Raw genomic sequence first — 15,389 nt, 5'->3', positions numbered from 1 at the left:
TTAGAATCATTCAAAATAAAATTCGGTAAAATTTAAAATTGAATAAAAAAATTAACTAAAACTCATCAATGTTAATATATTTGAGCATGAAAATTGTAGAAACGTTTATGAAAAAAAAGTTTATGAATTAATCAGGTTAACTCAAATTTTATTGCAATGAATATTTTTCTTTTACATATTATATTTTTTTTCTGTTCTCCCGTTTCGGGAAGTCCGCCACATCCATTGCATTTATCCATCATAAATATCGATTATTCTGAAACAGAACAAAATATTACAGTAGCATTTAAAGTTTTTACAGACGATTTTGAAAATGCAATATTTCTTGATGATAGTGTTAAAATTAATACTTCAAAAGAATTTTCAGATAGCAATCGGCTGGAAATTGCTAAAGAATACTTTATGAGAAATTTTAACTTAGAAATTGATGGTTCAAAAATTCGAGAAAAAAGATACGAATTTGTTAAAAAGAAAAATACTGATGAAGCAATCTGGGTATTTTTCAAAATTGTAAATGTCGAAAAGTTTTCCGAAATTACAATTTACAATACCATAATGACAACTCTTTTTCAAGACCAAAAGAATTTGCTAATTTTGAAAGCTGAAAATATTGAAAAAGGTTTAGAATTTGACAGAAATAATACGACTGAAACAGTCAGTTTGAAATGAAAAAAATTGTTTTCGCCATAATAATTTTGATGCACGTACATCAGGCATTTTCTACTCACAACCGAGCAGGAGAAATTACCTACCGGCAAATAGATGGGCTGAAGTATGAATTTACTATTACAACCTATACCTACACTTTGAGTTTTGCCGACCGGCATGAACTTTTGGTAGATTGGGGCGACAATACCTCATCAAATGCTCCACGAGTTTCAAAAGTTGATATCGGAGATTATTATTATCATAATACATATATTGCCGAACACGTTTTTGCAGGTCCTGGCATATATAACATTGTAGTGGAAGATCCAAACAGAAATTATGGAGTACAAAATATTCCGAATTCTGTAAACATAGTTTTTGCAATAAGAACAACACTCTTCATAAATCCGTTGCTTGGGAATAATAGCACGCCGGTTTTGTTCAATCCACCGGTCGATAAAGCCGCATTACACAGAGTTTTTATACACAATCCTGGGGCTTACGATTACGATGGCGATAGTTTATCTTTTAAAATAGCTACCTGCCTGGGTGCCAATGGAGTAGAAATTGCAAATTATTCATTGCCACCTTTTCAAAACTCGCTATATGTTGATGAAATCACTGGCGATTTGATTTGGGATTATCCAACACAATTAGGGATTTACAATATTGCAATGGCAATTGAAGAATGGCGAGACGGTTATAAAATTGGAGAAATCATTCGAGATATGCAAATTGAAGTAGATTCTACTGAAAACCTGCCACCTGAAATTGTTCCTCAAGAAGAAATTTGTGTGCTTGCTGGTACTTTGCTGGAATTTGATGTGGTTGCTACCGACCCAGATAACGACATTATTATCCTAACAGGAATTGGTGGCCCAATAGAATTTTCTGAAGATTCTGCATTTTTCACTCAAACTATTTCGCAGGATGGCTATGCAAGCGGTTTGTTTTCGTGGCAGACAAAATGCAAGCATGTGAGAAAGCAGCCTTATCAAGTAATTTTTAAAGCAAAAGACAATAACAATGATTTAAGTTTAGTCGATATTAAGCATATAAATATAAAAGTTATTTCTCCCGAACCAAAAAATTTGCAACTTGAAGCTTCGAATAATTCCATTCAATTGAATTGGGACCAAGCTATTTGTAATGAAGCAGTTGGGTATAAAATATATCGCAAATATGGAAGCTCCGATTTTATGCCTGATAGTTGCATTACCGGCGTTCCGGAATATACTGGTTTCGTTGAAATTGCAAATATCACAGGAGTGGAAAATACATTTTTTTTGGACAACGACAATGGACAGGGTTTGAAACAAGGCTATATTTATTGCTATAGAATAATTTCGTATTTTAGCGATAATGCAGAAAGTTATTCCTCTACAGAGGAATGTACAGAATTGGTGAGAGGAATTCCAACAATCACAAACGTAAGTGTCAGGAATACAGACATTTCGAATGGTTCCATTTTTCTTGCCTGGGCAAAACCTGTGGAGTATGATACAATTCCAGGCAATTATCATTACAAAATTTACCATTCGGAAGATCTTTGGGGAACAAACCTTAATTTCGTTGAAATGAATTCCGGATTAGAAGATACAATTTTTATTGATACATTATTGAATACATTGGAAAATCCACATTCCTATAAGGTTGAACTTTATAGAGATGATAGTTTAATTGGTGCTCCTCAAATTGCTTCCTCTGTTTTTCTGCAAATTTATGCTGCCGACAACGAATTGCAATTACTTTTTGAAAAAAACACACCATGGATTGATTCAATTTTTGTGGTTTATCGTCAAAGTCCTACGCTCGATTTCGATTCTATTGAATTTACAGAAACACTTGATTTTGTTGATATTAATCTGAAAAATGACACAAATTATTGCTACTACATAAAAAGTATCGGTAGCTATATGGTTGATGGAATTATAGATCCAATTGTAAATTTGTCGCAAATAAATTGCAAATCTCCTATTGATACAGTTCCTCCATGCTTACCGGTTGTGAATATTACATCCGATTGCGAAAATCTGGTTAATACTCTAAATTGGAATAACCCTAACACATATTGTAGCGATGATGCATTGAGCTATATTGTTTACTATTCTCCTAATTTAAATCAAGAATTAGATTCAATTGCTTCAATCAACTCAATAAATATTACAAGTTTTTCACATCAATTATTTCCCGATTCGTTCATATCAATGGCTGGTTGTTATGCAGTTACTGCTATAGATTCCTTTGGCAACGAAAGCCAATTGACAACAAAATATTGCATAGACGAATGTTTCGATTTTGAGCTACCCAATGTTTTTACTCCAAACGGAGACGAAATTTTCGATCTATTTGTTTCACGATATAGTTTCGTTGACAAAGTAGAAATGAAGATTTTTAATCGCTGGGGAGTTTTGGTTTTCCAAACAGAAAATCCGAAAATACAATGGGATGGCAGATATATGGAAAATGGAAAACTCGTTCCCGATGGCGTATATTTCTATACTTGCGATGTGTACAACACTCGCCTTAGTGGAATCGAACATCGCACTCTCACTGGCTTCGTGCATGTAATTGGAGCAAAAGAAACTCCAAAGACTCAATAAATTTAATTCTTTCAGCATGAAAAAAATCTTATATATTATCATATTTACATCAGTATTTCTTGGAAAAGACACTATTGCTCAAGACAAATATGACATGCTTAATTATGGCGCAGCAAACCTTTTTTATAAGAAATATTCCGAAGCAATTCAAAATTTTACTGAAGTATTAGAAAATTCTCCGAATAATATCTTTGCTTTACAAAATAGAGCACAATGTTTTCTTAATAGCAATCAAGTTGAAAAAGCAATTGAAGATTTACTGATAGTAAACAAATTAGTCGCTAATTCTGTATGTTACAATTTAGCTATTTGTTTTTCAAAAATTGGAAATATAAAAGAAGCCATAGAACATTTAGAACAACATCTAAATTCAAAATACAAAAAACCAAAAAGCTTCATAAGATTAGACAAAAATCTAAATAATGTTCAAAATACAAAGGAGTGGAATATTTTATGGGAAAAAGATTGGTATAGCAAATTAGAGTTGTCCATAGACGAAGCCAGCAATTTATTCGAAAATAATAAAACAAACGAAGCACTTGACATTTTAGATAAAATTTTGGATAATCATAAGAGAAATTATAAGGCTTATTACTTACGTGCCAAAGTTTTAAGCTCTTTAAAACAATACAAATTTGCTATTGAGGACATGAATAAAGTCATAGAATTGAAATCAAAAAATGCGAACTATTATCTTGACAGAGCGAAATTATATTCGCTTCAAGCCAAAAAGAAAAAAGCAATGGAAGATATAAATATGGCTATTTCATTGTCTCCAGAAAGTGTTTTATTAGTTTTTGAAAGAGCAAAAATTGAACTTAAATTTAAACAATATTCAAATGCAAAAAAAGACTTTGAAAACTATTTAGAGTATTATCATCTTGATTATGAAGCAATTTACAATTTAGGGATTTCAAATTTTCATATAGAGAAATATAATGAGGCATTAGATAATTTTTCAGAAATTCTTTCTTCCGATCCTTCGAGCACAAAAAGTTTCATTGCCAGAGCAAATACATATATGCAAGTTAAACAGTTTGAAAATGCCGAAAACGACTATTCGCAAGCATTAGACCTATCTCCTAACGAAGGTAAGGTATATTATAACAGAGGATTAGCGAGATTGAATCTTAAGAAAGATAACGATGCTTGTTCAGATTGGGACAAAGCAATCAAATTAAACTATATTGATGCAATTGATTTGAAACGCAAGTATTGTCAATCGGTTGATTTAGGTGATTTTGAACGATGAGATTTTTTTCTTTTATGCTTCCGCTCTATGCTGTCTTCAATTTTTCTCATTTGAGATATTCGAATATTGTTATTTACTTTTGCAATAGTTTTATTTGATTTGTTAAATAATCTAATCAAATATGTATTTATAATATTTCCATACTTCACCAGAACAATTGAAACAATTATTATCAAAACTACATGTGCAGCTATCATTAAATTTAGACTAAGCATAATCAGAATTTTTGACAAAAATACAAAAATTTTGAATCTCAAAAACAAATAAACATGCATCACAAAATAAATTATATAATTTTCATTCTATTAAGTATAACTTTTTCAAATTGTAGTAATGAAATTTCGCAAGACAAAAGGAAAGTTTTTCGATACAATGAATCAAAAGGAATTGCAACATTAGACCCGGCTTTCGCAAAAAATCAAACAATCATTTGGGCTAACAATCAATTATTCAACGGCTTGGTAAAACTGGACGATAGTCTGAATATTGTTCCATGTATTGCAAAAAATTGGGAAATTACTGAAAATGGAAAACTATATCGTTTTTTTTTACGGAAGGATGTTTTTTTCCACAAGCACAAACTTTTTCTGAATAATAATACAAGAAAAGTAGTTGCTTCAGACTTCGTTTTTAGTTTAAATAGAATTATAGATACAGATGTAGCTTCTCCGGGTGCCTGGATATTCAACAATGTTGACAAGCATGCCAAAAACACAAAAAATGGATTTTCCGCTCCCAACGATACTACCATAGAAATAATACTAAAAACCCCATTTCCTGCTTTTCTCGGTTTGCTTTCAATGCAATATTGTTCGGTTGTGCCCAAAGAAATTGTTGCTTATTACGGCGAAGATTTTAGAGAAAATCCTATTGGGACAGGACCATTCAAATTTAAATATTGGAAAGAAGGCGAAAAATTGATATTTATTAAAAACGAAAATTACTTTGAGACAGATTTCAATAACGAAAAATTACCATATTTAGATGCAATTTCTATATCATTTATAAATGATAAACAATCGGAATTTTTAGAATTTATTAAAGGGAATTTAGATTTTCTTTCATCCATTGATGCCAGTTATAAAGACGAACTAATTACTCGAAACGGAATGTTAAATCAAAAATATTCTGACAGAATAGCAATGATTAAGCAAGCTTATTTGAACTCCGAATATCTTGGTTTTATGTTAGATACAAACAAAATATCTTTCAATAATATTCTTAGAATTAAAGAAATCAGACAAGCAATAAATTATGGTTTCGATAGAAAAAAGATGATTCGATATTTGAGAAACAACATTGGAATTCCTGCAAATGCCGGTTTTGTTCCGAAAGGAATGGCAAACTATTCAAAAACAAGCGTCAATGGATACAAATACGATCCTAAAAAAGCACAGGAACTCTTAGATTCTGCCGGCTTTCCGAACGGGACAAATTTGCCAACAATTACACTTACTACAACAAGTAGCTACATAGATCTTTGCGAATATATTCAGCATCAACTCTCTCAAATTGGAGTAAAAATAAAAATTGAAATTGGAACTGGAGCCTCATTTTTAGACATGGTTGCAAACTCGAAGCTCGAATTTTTTAGAGGATCATGGATAGCAGATTATCCTGACCCTGAGAATTATATGGCACTTTTTTATAGTAAAAATCACAGCCCAAATGGACCAAATTACACTCATTTTAACAATCCTGAATTCGACTCATTATATGAAAAAGCAATGAATGAATTGAACGATTCTGTTCGGTTTCAATTATACAAAACCATGGACCAAATAATAATAGACGAAGCGATTATCGTCCCACTTTTTTATGATGAATCTGTTCGATTTATTTCAAAAAATGTTAAAGGAATGCGTAATAATCCATTAAATTTGTTGAATCTGTTGCATGTTAATAAAACGAATAATTAATGCCTATGATTTTAGTTGCTGATAGCGGTTCTACGAAAACTGAATGGTATATAGTCTCTAATGATATTGAAAGAAATTTCAAAACTGCCGGATTAAATCCATATTTCATATCTTCGGAATATGCTGAAATACAAATTAATAGCCATTTCCCCAGAGACATATCGAAGAATGATATAACTGATATTTTTTTTTATGGTGCTGGATGCTCTTCACCCCAAAGAAATTCGATTCTTGAAGTAGCTTTGACAAAAATATTTTCTCTTAGCAGAGTCTCAATCGAAACCGATTTGCTTGGAGCAGCTCGCTCAATGTTTCAAAACGAGGAAGGAATTGTTGCAATTCTTGGAACAGGTTCTAATTCAGGATTTTACAAAAAAAGTGAGATCCAAAATTCATTGCCTTCTCTTGGATATATTTTAGGAGATTACGGAAGTGGTGCAAATATTGGCAAACAATTGATTAGTAAATATTTAAATAAAGAATTTAATAAAAATATTTCTCGCAATTTTGAAAAGAAATATAATTTGTCACAAAATCAAATATTAGAATCTATATATAAGAAACCATTTGCAAACAGATTTTTAGCAAGTTTCACATATTTTATAAAAGAAAATATTGAAGAGCCACCTTTTTACGATTTAGTTTATGAAAGTTTTATGAGTTTTTTCAAAAAAAATATCTGTAAATATCCAAATTATTTAGAAGCAAATTTGCGTTTTACTGGTTCGATTGCCTACATTTTTAAAGAAATATTGATGGAAATAAGTGATAAATTTAATATTTCAATTGATAAAATAGAAAAAAATCCGATAAAAGGATTAATAAACTTTCATTTAGTAAATAGAAAGTAGCCGATTGAAAATTATTCGCTCATCTTTTTTAAAATTTTTTCTACTTCAGTCTCAGTGGTATATAATTTAGCTTTGCAAGTTTCAATCAGAAACGAAACTCTTTGAATATTTTCAGCTAATTCGTCAACATCAAGTTCATTGTTTTCAATTTTTTCAATAATGATTTCCATTTCAGAAATCGCATCTTTATACAAAATTTTCCTTTTTGCCATAATTACTATTCATATTTTTTCGCTGTACAAATATGCACAAAATTAAAATTTTAGGTATTAAATAATTTTTGATCTTCAATAAATAGAAAAATATGCCAAAAAACTATTTCAAATTCAAACAGTTTATAATAAATCAAGAAAATAGCTCAATGAAAGTTGGTACAGATGGAGTTTTACTCGGTGCATGGACAAAAACAAATAATGCAAAAAACATCTTAGACATTGGCACTGGCACAGCATTAATTGCATTGATGCTGGCACAAAAGTCTGATGCCGAAATAGTTGCAATCGAAATCGACAAAAATTCATATTTGCAATCTTTATCAAATATCAATGAAAGTCGTTGGGCTAATAGGATTTCTGCAAAACATATTTCACTTCAAAATTTTGTAGCACAAACACAAAGAAAATTCGATTTGATTGTTTGTAATCCTCCATATTTTGAAAATTCTCTTAAATCGCCAATTTCAGAAAGAAATATTGCAAGACATAACCAAAATTTAAGCACGGAAGAATTGTTAAACGGAGTGTCAAAACTGCTTACAGAGAATGGAAGGTTCTGTGTCGTTTTCCCTTTTATTCAAGCTAATAATTTAATAATGAAAGCTCAAGAATTTGAACTTTTTTGTAACGAAAAATTACATGTTAAGCCTCGATACAATATTGAGACAAAAAGAGTATTAATGGAATTCAGCAGAAAAAAATCCAAAATCAACGAAAATTTCATAGTTATAGAAAATGACAAACGACACGATTATACTCTCGATTATAAAAATTTAACTAAAGATTATTATTTGAAATTTTGAAATCCTTAACAAAAATCGGAAGATGTATTTTCTGCAATATTTCACTTTATCGAAGAATTGCATTGACATTTTAAACCTAAAAAAATGCATCCATTTTCCATGAGAAAAATCATAAAAAAACATTGATAAAATCCTTGCATTTTTATAGCTTTGCAGGCAAATAAATGTTAACTTAAAATATTGGAATACAATGGAATTATTAGAATTAATTAAGAATAATGCAAAAAAGGCAAACAAAAAAATAGTTTTGCCAGAAAGTACGGAAGAACGAACCATTAAAGCTGCTGATATTTTATTAAAAAACGAAATTGCACAAATAATTCTAATTGGAGATAAACAAAATATTTTTGAAACAGCGAAAAAATATGATCTAAAAAATATTGAAAAAGCGCAAATAGTTAACCCACTCTCAAATCCTAAAAAAGAAGAATACGCCAACTTAATGGTAGAAATCAGGAAAAACAAAGGGCTTACGAAAAACGAAGCTCTGAAATTACTGGAAAATCCATTGTATCTGGCAACTGTGATGATAAAAAATGGCGATGCAGACGGTGAAGTTGCCGGTGCAGAAAATGCCACTGGCGATGTTCTCAGGCCTGCTTTCCAATATGTAAAAACTTTGCCTGGAATGAGCATTGTTTCAGGTGCATTTATTATGATTTTGAAAGACAAAAGCTTAGGCGATAATGGAATGTTTGTATTTGCCGATTGTGCAGTGCATCCAAATCCTAACGCCAAAGAACTTGCCGAAATAGCTGTAGCTACAGCAAAAACTACTAAAGCAATTGCCAATTTAGAACCACGAGTAGCTATGTTGAGTTTTTCTACAAAAGGAAGTGCAAAACACGAGTTAGTAGATAAAGTTGTGGAAGCCACAAAAATAGCACAAGAAATGGCACCTGAGTTTAAGATTGATGGCGAAATTCAAGCAGACGCTGCGATTATAGAATCAATTGGCAAGAAGAAGGCTCCCGATAGCGAAATTGCAGGAAGAGCAAACGTACTGGTTTTTCCTTCTCTGGAAACAGGAAATATTGCATACAAATTAGTTCAACGACTGGCTGATGCAGAAGCTGTTGGGCCTATTTTACAAGGAATGGCAGCACCTATCAACGATTTATCACGAGGCTGCTCAATTGACGATATTGTAAATCTTGTTGCAATTACTGCAAATCAGGCAGCAGGTTTATAAATGGATTAAATCAAAAAAAGTATTAGTTAATATTTAATTATTGAATTTATTAAAATATAAAAATAAATGGCAACAAAAGTTGAAGCAATTGAAAAATATGGTTTAAACAAAGAAGCTAAACCAAAGGCTCTATTCGAGAAAATTGGAATTATTGGCTGTGGAATGGTCGGACGCGAAATAGCAATTATGGTTAGTAGGCACGGAATTGAAGTAGTTTTTATAGAAATTTCGGAAGGAATGATAGAATATGCCTACAGAAAACTTGATGAAGAGCTTGACGAAATGATTGGACATTGGGGAATGACTGCCGGCGAAAAACGTGCAATACTAACAAGAATACACGGAAGCATATATTGTAAAGACCTTGAAGGTTGCGGGATAGTTATAGAAGCAATAAAATCAAAAACCAGAGAAGATAGCGTAGAAAAACGAAAAGAAATATTCAAAAGAATCGAACAAAATGTAAGTCCTGAAACAATTATAGCAACAAACTCTACCACACTTGTAATAACTGAACTATCATCAGAGCTTGAGCATAAAGAAAGATGTATAAGTTTGCACTTTTCAACTGTTGCCCCTGATACTCATTTAGTTGAAGTAGTCAAAGGTTTAAATACTTCAGAAGAAGTTTATGCAAATGCCAAAAAGTTTTTGAAGCTAATCGACAGAATTGGTGTTCCTGTGGAAGAATCACCCGGCTTGATAAGCGTTAGGATTTTTATTCCTCTAATAAATGAGGCTTGTGAAGTTTTAATGGAAGGAATTGCGAAACTTGAAGACATTGATTATACAATGAGAATGGCTCTTGGACAACGACTTGGACCTTTCGAAATTGCAGATAAGATTGGTTTGGATAAAGTTGTTCGCTGGATGAATAATTTATACAACGAATTTGGCGATATTAGATATAAACCTTCTCCGGTATTAAAAAGATTGGTTAGAGGAAACCGTCTCGGAAGAAAAACATTGATTGGTTTTTATAAATATGATGAACACGGAAATAAAATTTCTTAAAAACTATTCTTTGAAAAATTTCAATAAAGTTTTATATCTAAATAAGTTTAAAATACAATAAAAATAAATAAAAATGAAAATCTTAGTACTAAATTGTGGGAGTTCATCAATAAAATATCAATTATTCGAAATGACCACAAAAACAGTTCTGGCAAAAGGAGTTGTTGAAAAAATTGGTCTCAAAGGTTCGTTTTTGAAAAATGAAACTGAAAACGGAGAAAAAGTAAAACTTGAAGGCGAAATTATTGATCATCAAGCCGGAATAGAATACATCTTAGGAGTAATGATTTCTGAGGAGCATGGATGCATAGATAGCCTAAATGATATTAATGGAGTTGGACATAGAGTTGTTCATGGTGGCGAAGCTGTAAATGAAAGTGTTTTGATTACCGATGAAGTGATTGATATTATAAAAAGCTGTTTTGATATTGCTCCATTACACAATCCGCCAAATTTGAAAGGAATAGAAGCTATCCAGCAAATTCTCCCAAATGTTAGGCAAGTTTCCGTTTTCGATACTGCTTTCCATCAAACTATGCCCGACCATGCATACATGTACGCAATTCCATATTCCTTATACAAAAAATATGGAGTAAGACGATACGGTTTTCATGGAACAAGCCACCGATATGTATCGAAATTAGCCTGCAAATTGCTAAACAAAGATTATTCAACACAAAAAATGATAACATGTCATCTTGGAAACGGTGCCTCTGTAAGTGCTGTAAAAAATGGCAAATCAGTTGATACCTCAATGGGACTAACGCCCGTAGAAGGTTTAGTTATGGGAACACGTACAGGCGATCTCGACCTTGGCGTATTGACATACATTATGGACAAAGAAGAAATTGGTATCCATGCAACTTCTACCTTAATTAACAAACACAGCGGTATGCTTGGAATATCTGGAATTTCGTCAGATATGAGAGAAATTGAAAATGCCTTTTTTGATGGAGACGAAAGAGCCCGATTAGCTCTTCAAATGTACGATTATCGAGTGAAAAAATATATTGGCTCTTACATTGCAGCAATGAACGGTGTTGATATTTTGGTTTTTACTGGAGGAATTGGCGAAAATGCAGATATCACCAGAGCTGGAATATGCAAAGATTTAGAGTTTTTAGGTATCGAAATAGATGAAGAAATTAATAATGGACTGCGGGGCAAAGATATGGTAATCAGCAAAAAATCTTCAAAAGTTACAGTTATTGTTGTTCAAACAAACGAAGAATTAGTAATTGCCGAAGATACAGTAGCCATCTTAGAAAAAAATAGTTAACACATGTAATTTATTATAAAATGCTTAAAACTTTATCAGATCTTAATAAATTACTGGAAAAACAGAAAGACAAAAAGAAATTAGTCTTAGCTGTTGCACAAGATCACCATGCCTTAGATGCAGCATATAATGCCTACAAAAAAGAAATTGTCGAAATCGTTCTGGTTGGCAAAAAAGACGAAATAATTTCTCTTTCGGAAAAATATTCATACAGTTTGACAGATATTCAAATAATTGACGAAGCAGACAAACAAAAAGCTGTTGAAATTTCTGTAAAATTGGTTGCCGAAAAAAAAGCAGATATTTTAATGAAAGGAAATGTCAATACCAGCGTTTTATTAAAAGGAGTTTTAAACAAAGAATGGGGACTGAGAACCGGAGGATTGCTTTCACATCTTGCTATTTTTGAAATAAAAAAATATCATAAACTTTTGGGACTTACTGATGTAGCTATGAATATTGCACCAGATCTGAAAGCAAAAGTAGCTATCCTGAAAAATGCCATTGATTACATGAACAAACTTGGTATTGAGAAACCAAAAGTAGCAGCCATTGCCGCTATGGAAAATGTTGATGAAAATATGATAGCTTCACTCGATGCTGCATTACTTTCGAAAATGTCCCAACGAAATCAAATATTGAATTGCGAAATTGACGGACCACTTGCCTTCGACAATGCAATAAGTTCTGAAAGTGCCATCCAAAAAGGAATTTCAAGCCCAGTTTCCGGCGATGCAGATTTACTCCTAATGCCAAATATCGAATCTGGAAATGTTCTTTATAAAGCCCTTTCATTTTTTGGCGATGCGAAAATTGCAGCAGTAATTCTTGGGGCAAAAGCTCCAATAGTGCTCACTTCGCGCTCAGATTCAGAAGAAGCAAAACTAAACAGCATATTACTTGCTGCAGTTTCATTTAAATAGATTCTTTATATTTTTGTAAAAATGGAAAATATAAATATACTTGCGATAAATCCCGGCTCAACTTCAACAAAAATTGCAGTTTATAAAAATCATAATCCAACTTTTATTAAGAATATCAAACATTCTGTCGAGGATTTAGAAAAGTATGAAAGTATCACAGACCAGTACGAGTTTCGTAGAGACATTATTCTTAACGAACTAAAAGACGAAAAAATAAACCTACTTGATATTAATATTATTGTAGGACGTGGAGGACTTGTTAAGCCTATCGAATCAGGTGTTTATGAAATAAATGATAATCTTAGACACGACCTGAAAAATAGTCCTCTCGGCGAACATGCCAGCAATTTAGGAGGATTAATTGCCGACGAGATTGCAAAATCTACGAAAAACGCAAAAGCATATATTGCCGATCCTGTGGTAGTTGACGAACTTATGCCCCTTGCCAGAATTACCGGACATCCGGCCTTTCGGCGAAAGTCAATTTTTCACGCTTTAAATCAGAAGGCTGTTGCCCGCTCCCACTCTAAGTCAATATTAAAAAAATATGAAGATTTAAATCTGATTGTTGTTCACCTTGGTGGCGGAATTACAGTTGGAGCACATGAAAAAGGGAAAGTTGTAGATGTAAATCAAGGATTAGACGGCGAGGGTCCATTTTCGCCCGAGCGAAGCGGAACATTGCCCGTAGGAGACTTAGCAAGAATGTGTTTCAGCGGAAACTATTCTCATCAGAAAATAAAAAAAATGCTAACCGGAGAGGGAGGATTGGCTGCATATCTTGGAACAAATAGTGCTTACGATATAGAAATGCGGGCTATTGACGGAGACGAAGAGGCTTTATTCTATTTCGAAGCAATGGCTTATCAGGTTTCAAAAACTATTGGTTCAATGGCACCTGTTCTGAAAGGTAATGTCGATGCAATTCTTATTACAGGAGGAATTGCATTTAGCAAACTTTTCGTAAATTTTATTATCGAAAGAGTTCATAAAATAGCTGCTGTTCATGTTTATCCAGGTGAAGATGAAATGAAGTCGCTTGCCACAAACGGATTGATGGTTGTAAAAGGAGAAATTAAACCAAAAATTTATCAGAAAGATTGATTATTATATTTTGAAATTTATAATTTAAAATTAAAACCTATGAATTACGAAAACATTCTCGAAAACATTGAAGAAGGAATTTTAACAATAACAATTAATCGTCCGAAATTCCTAAATGCCCTAAACAAAAAAACTTTTGCAGAAATTGAAACTGCTATGAATCTAGCAATTTCTAACGAAAAAGTCAAAGCAATAATATTTACCGGAGCCGGCGAAAAAGCATTTATTGCAGGAGCCGACATCAAAGAATTTGCCAATTTCACTGACGAACAAGGCACAGAACTTAGCAGCAACGGAATGAGAATATTTCAGATAATTGAAGATTCTCCTAAACCTGTTATTGCTGCAATAAATGGATTTGCATTAGGAGGTGGCAACGAACTTGCACTTTCGTGTCATTTGAGAATTGCCTCAGAAAATGCTAAATTAGGACAACCGGAAGTTAATCTCGGCGTTACTCCCGGATATGCCGGAACGCAACGACTTGCCCGATATATTGGCAAAACGAAAGCAATTGAACTTTTGATGACTGCCGGCATGATTGGAGCAGCCGAAGCCAAAGATTTGGGCCTAATAAATTATGTTGTTCTACAAGAAGAACTTCTACCGAAAGCCAAAGAATTATTAAAGAAAATAATGAAAAAATCGCCAGTTGCAGTTGCAGGAGTAATTAAATGTGTAAACGCTTATTACAACAAAAAAGAATGCGGCTTTGAAACAGAAGCAAAAGTTTTTGGCGATTGTTTTGCCACCGAAGATTTTAAAGAAGGAACAACAGCATTTTTAGAAAAACGTAAAGCTAATTTTCCTGGAAAGTAATTATTTCCTTAAAACATATTTTCTTGAAAGTCCCGAAAGTTTTGTATTTTCGGGATGTTTTTGTTTTATTATTTTTTCTGAAATGCTACACATTAGGCTTTCAAGTCAATTCTACAATACCAAACATTTCTATTATTTTTGTTCAAAATAAATAATTATGGGAACATTACAAATACATAGCAACAATATAGACGAACTCAATCTGCTTAATGAATTGGCAAAACGACTAATGTTGAAAACTGAAATAATAATGCCCAAACCTGAAACAAATACAGAAAAAATACAACAAGCTATAGATTATGAAGATACGGCTGTAGGAATAGTTGAAGGAGTTAAACGAGCTTTAATTGAAGTAAAAGAAGCTGAGGATAATAAAAAAGAATTAAAAACCTTGACGGAATTATTAGATGAAAATAGAGATTAAACTATCAAGTGATTTTGAAAAGGATTATAAACGTTTGTAAAAACGCTACAATTCACTAACATCTGATTTAATCAATTTGAAATCTGATTTATTAGAAAATCCAGATATTGGACAAAATTTGTGTAAGGGCATCCGTAAAATTCGAATTGCAATAAAATCGAAAGGAAAAGAAAAAAAAGGTGGAGCAAAAGTATTATCTTACAATACAATTTTAGCTAAAATTGATACTCACAAAATTACGCTTTTGAAAATGTACGATAAGAATGAAAAAGACAGTATTTCCGAAAAAGAGATACATACACTCTTAAAGAAAAACGGTATTATTTAAAACAAAAGCCAAAGA

Annotated in this window: 15 protein-coding genes and 1 pseudogene; 14 read left to right on the top strand and 2 right to left on the bottom strand. The window is 32.3% G+C overall.

Annotated elements, in window-relative coordinates:
• Positions 1-156: 156 nt before the first annotated feature.
• The 3 genes from HN894_12730 to HN894_12720 are packed head-to-tail and all read left to right on the top strand — an operon-like array spanning position 157 to position 4,503.
• On the top strand, positions 157-669 hold the full coding sequence (locus HN894_12730; protein MBT7144184.1) for a hypothetical protein: 513 nt from the start codon (positions 157-159) through the stop codon (positions 667-669).
• Positions 666-3,251: a gliding motility-associated C-terminal domain-containing protein gene (locus HN894_12725; GenBank protein ID MBT7144183.1), complete on the top strand. Its 2,586-nt coding sequence runs from the start codon at positions 666-668 to the stop codon at positions 3,249-3,251. Before HN894_12730 ends, HN894_12725 begins: the two co-directional genes overlap by 4 nt.
• 16 nt (positions 3,252-3,267) lie before the next feature.
• The gene (locus HN894_12720; protein ID MBT7144182.1) at positions 3,268-4,503 is read left to right on the top strand and encodes a tetratricopeptide repeat protein; all 1,236 of its coding nucleotides are present in this window, start codon (positions 3,268-3,270) and stop codon (positions 4,501-4,503) included.
• Here the strand turns inward: HN894_12720 and HN894_12715 are convergent.
• Positions 4,470-4,718, bottom strand: coding sequence for a hypothetical protein (locus HN894_12715; GenBank protein ID MBT7144181.1), 249 nt, complete (start codon positions 4,716-4,718; stop codon positions 4,470-4,472). The two genes, HN894_12720 and HN894_12715, sit on opposite strands and share 34 nt — an antisense overlap.
• Before the next feature lie 54 nt (positions 4,719-4,772).
• Between HN894_12715 and HN894_12710 the strand changes: the two genes are divergently transcribed.
• Positions 4,773-6,422, top strand: coding sequence for an ABC transporter substrate-binding protein (locus tag HN894_12710; GenBank protein ID MBT7144180.1), 1,650 nt, complete (start codon positions 4,773-4,775; stop codon positions 6,420-6,422).
• Positions 6,422-7,273, top strand: a complete 852-nt coding sequence (locus HN894_12705; GenBank protein ID MBT7144179.1) for a hypothetical protein — start codon at positions 6,422-6,424, stop codon at positions 7,271-7,273. Before HN894_12710 ends, HN894_12705 begins: the two co-directional genes overlap by 1 nt.
• A gap of 11 nt (positions 7,274-7,284) precedes the next feature.
• On the opposite strand, the gene HN894_12700 is transcribed toward HN894_12705, so the two are convergent.
• Positions 7,285-7,485 (bottom strand): exodeoxyribonuclease VII small subunit, encoded by a 201-nt coding sequence (locus HN894_12700; protein MBT7144178.1) that lies wholly within the window; start codon positions 7,483-7,485, stop codon positions 7,285-7,287.
• 92 nt (positions 7,486-7,577) lie between these two features.
• Between HN894_12700 and HN894_12695 the strand changes: the two genes are divergently transcribed.
• From HN894_12695 to HN894_12655, 9 genes and pseudogenes are all read left to right on the top strand, one after another.
• Positions 7,578-8,291 (top strand): methyltransferase, encoded by a 714-nt coding sequence (locus tag HN894_12695; GenBank protein MBT7144177.1) that lies wholly within the window; start codon positions 7,578-7,580, stop codon positions 8,289-8,291.
• Between the two features lie 190 nt (positions 8,292-8,481).
• Positions 8,482-9,483, top strand: a complete 1,002-nt coding sequence (gene pta, locus HN894_12690; GenBank protein MBT7144176.1) for a phosphate acetyltransferase — start codon at positions 8,482-8,484, stop codon at positions 9,481-9,483.
• Positions 9,484-9,549: 66 nt separating this feature from the next.
• A complete protein-coding gene (locus tag HN894_12685; GenBank protein ID MBT7144175.1) occupies positions 9,550-10,497 on the top strand; it encodes a 3-hydroxyacyl-CoA dehydrogenase family protein in 948 nt (315 codons plus the stop codon).
• 73 nt (positions 10,498-10,570) lie between these two features.
• Positions 10,571-11,776: an acetate kinase gene (locus HN894_12680; protein MBT7144174.1), complete on the top strand. Its 1,206-nt coding sequence runs from the start codon at positions 10,571-10,573 to the stop codon at positions 11,774-11,776.
• Between the two features lie 20 nt (positions 11,777-11,796).
• Positions 11,797-12,699, top strand: a complete 903-nt coding sequence (locus HN894_12675) for a bifunctional enoyl-CoA hydratase/phosphate acetyltransferase (GenBank protein ID MBT7144173.1) — start codon at positions 11,797-11,799, stop codon at positions 12,697-12,699.
• A 21-nt stretch (positions 12,700-12,720) separates the two neighbouring features.
• Entirely contained in the window at positions 12,721-13,803 is a 1,083-nt protein-coding gene (gene buk, locus HN894_12670) for a butyrate kinase (protein ID MBT7144172.1), read from the top strand.
• 39 nt (positions 13,804-13,842) lie between these two features.
• Positions 13,843-14,622 carry an enoyl-CoA hydratase gene (locus tag HN894_12665; GenBank protein ID MBT7144171.1) on the top strand — a complete coding sequence of 260 codons (780 nt, stop codon included), beginning with the start codon at positions 13,843-13,845 and terminating at the stop codon, positions 14,620-14,622.
• Positions 14,623-14,779: 157 nt separating this feature from the next.
• Entirely contained in the window at positions 14,780-15,046 is a 267-nt protein-coding gene (locus tag HN894_12660; protein MBT7144170.1) for a hypothetical protein, read from the top strand.
• Positions 15,030-15,374: pseudogene (locus HN894_12655) on the top strand (addiction module toxin RelE). Before HN894_12660 ends, HN894_12655 begins: the two are co-directional and overlap by 17 nt.
• Positions 15,375-15,389 lie beyond the last annotated feature (15 nt).

The sequence above is a fragment of the Bacteroidota bacterium genome (genome assembly GCA_018692315.1).
Classification (GTDB): Bacteria; Bacteroidota; Bacteroidia; order Bacteroidales; family JABHKC01; genus JABHKC01.
The sequence above is the reverse complement of the archived record's forward strand: the minus strand, read 5'-3'. Positions and strand labels throughout refer to the sequence as shown.

Bases quoted from the DNA above. Each gene is read 5' to 3' on its own strand.
- HN894_12730 (MBT7144184.1), top strand. From the start codon at position 157: ATGAATATTTTTCTTTTACATATTATATTTTTTTTCTGTTCTCCCGTT.
- HN894_12725 (MBT7144183.1), top strand. From the start codon at position 666: ATGAAAAAAATTGTTTTCGCCATAATAATTTTGATGCACGTACATCAG.
- HN894_12720 (MBT7144182.1), top strand. From the start codon at position 3,268: ATGAAAAAAATCTTATATATTATCATATTTACATCAGTATTTCTTGGA.
- HN894_12715 (MBT7144181.1), bottom strand. From the start codon at position 4,718: ATGCTTAGTCTAAATTTAATGATAGCTGCACATGTAGTTTTGATAATA.
- HN894_12710 (MBT7144180.1), top strand. From the start codon at position 4,773: ATGCATCACAAAATAAATTATATAATTTTCATTCTATTAAGTATAACT.
- HN894_12705 (MBT7144179.1), top strand. From the start codon at position 6,422: ATGCCTATGATTTTAGTTGCTGATAGCGGTTCTACGAAAACTGAATGG.
- HN894_12700 (MBT7144178.1), bottom strand. From the start codon at position 7,485: ATGGCAAAAAGGAAAATTTTGTATAAAGATGCGATTTCTGAAATGGAA.
- HN894_12695 (MBT7144177.1), top strand. From the start codon at position 7,578: ATGCCAAAAAACTATTTCAAATTCAAACAGTTTATAATAAATCAAGAA.
- pta (MBT7144176.1), top strand. From the start codon at position 8,482: ATGGAATTATTAGAATTAATTAAGAATAATGCAAAAAAGGCAAACAAA.
- HN894_12685 (MBT7144175.1), top strand. From the start codon at position 9,550: ATGGCAACAAAAGTTGAAGCAATTGAAAAATATGGTTTAAACAAAGAA.
- HN894_12680 (MBT7144174.1), top strand. From the start codon at position 10,571: ATGAAAATCTTAGTACTAAATTGTGGGAGTTCATCAATAAAATATCAA.
- HN894_12675 (MBT7144173.1), top strand. From the start codon at position 11,797: ATGCTTAAAACTTTATCAGATCTTAATAAATTACTGGAAAAACAGAAA.
- buk (MBT7144172.1), top strand. From the start codon at position 12,721: ATGGAAAATATAAATATACTTGCGATAAATCCCGGCTCAACTTCAACA.
- HN894_12665 (MBT7144171.1), top strand. From the start codon at position 13,843: ATGAATTACGAAAACATTCTCGAAAACATTGAAGAAGGAATTTTAACA.
- HN894_12660 (MBT7144170.1), top strand. From the start codon at position 14,780: ATGGGAACATTACAAATACATAGCAACAATATAGACGAACTCAATCTG.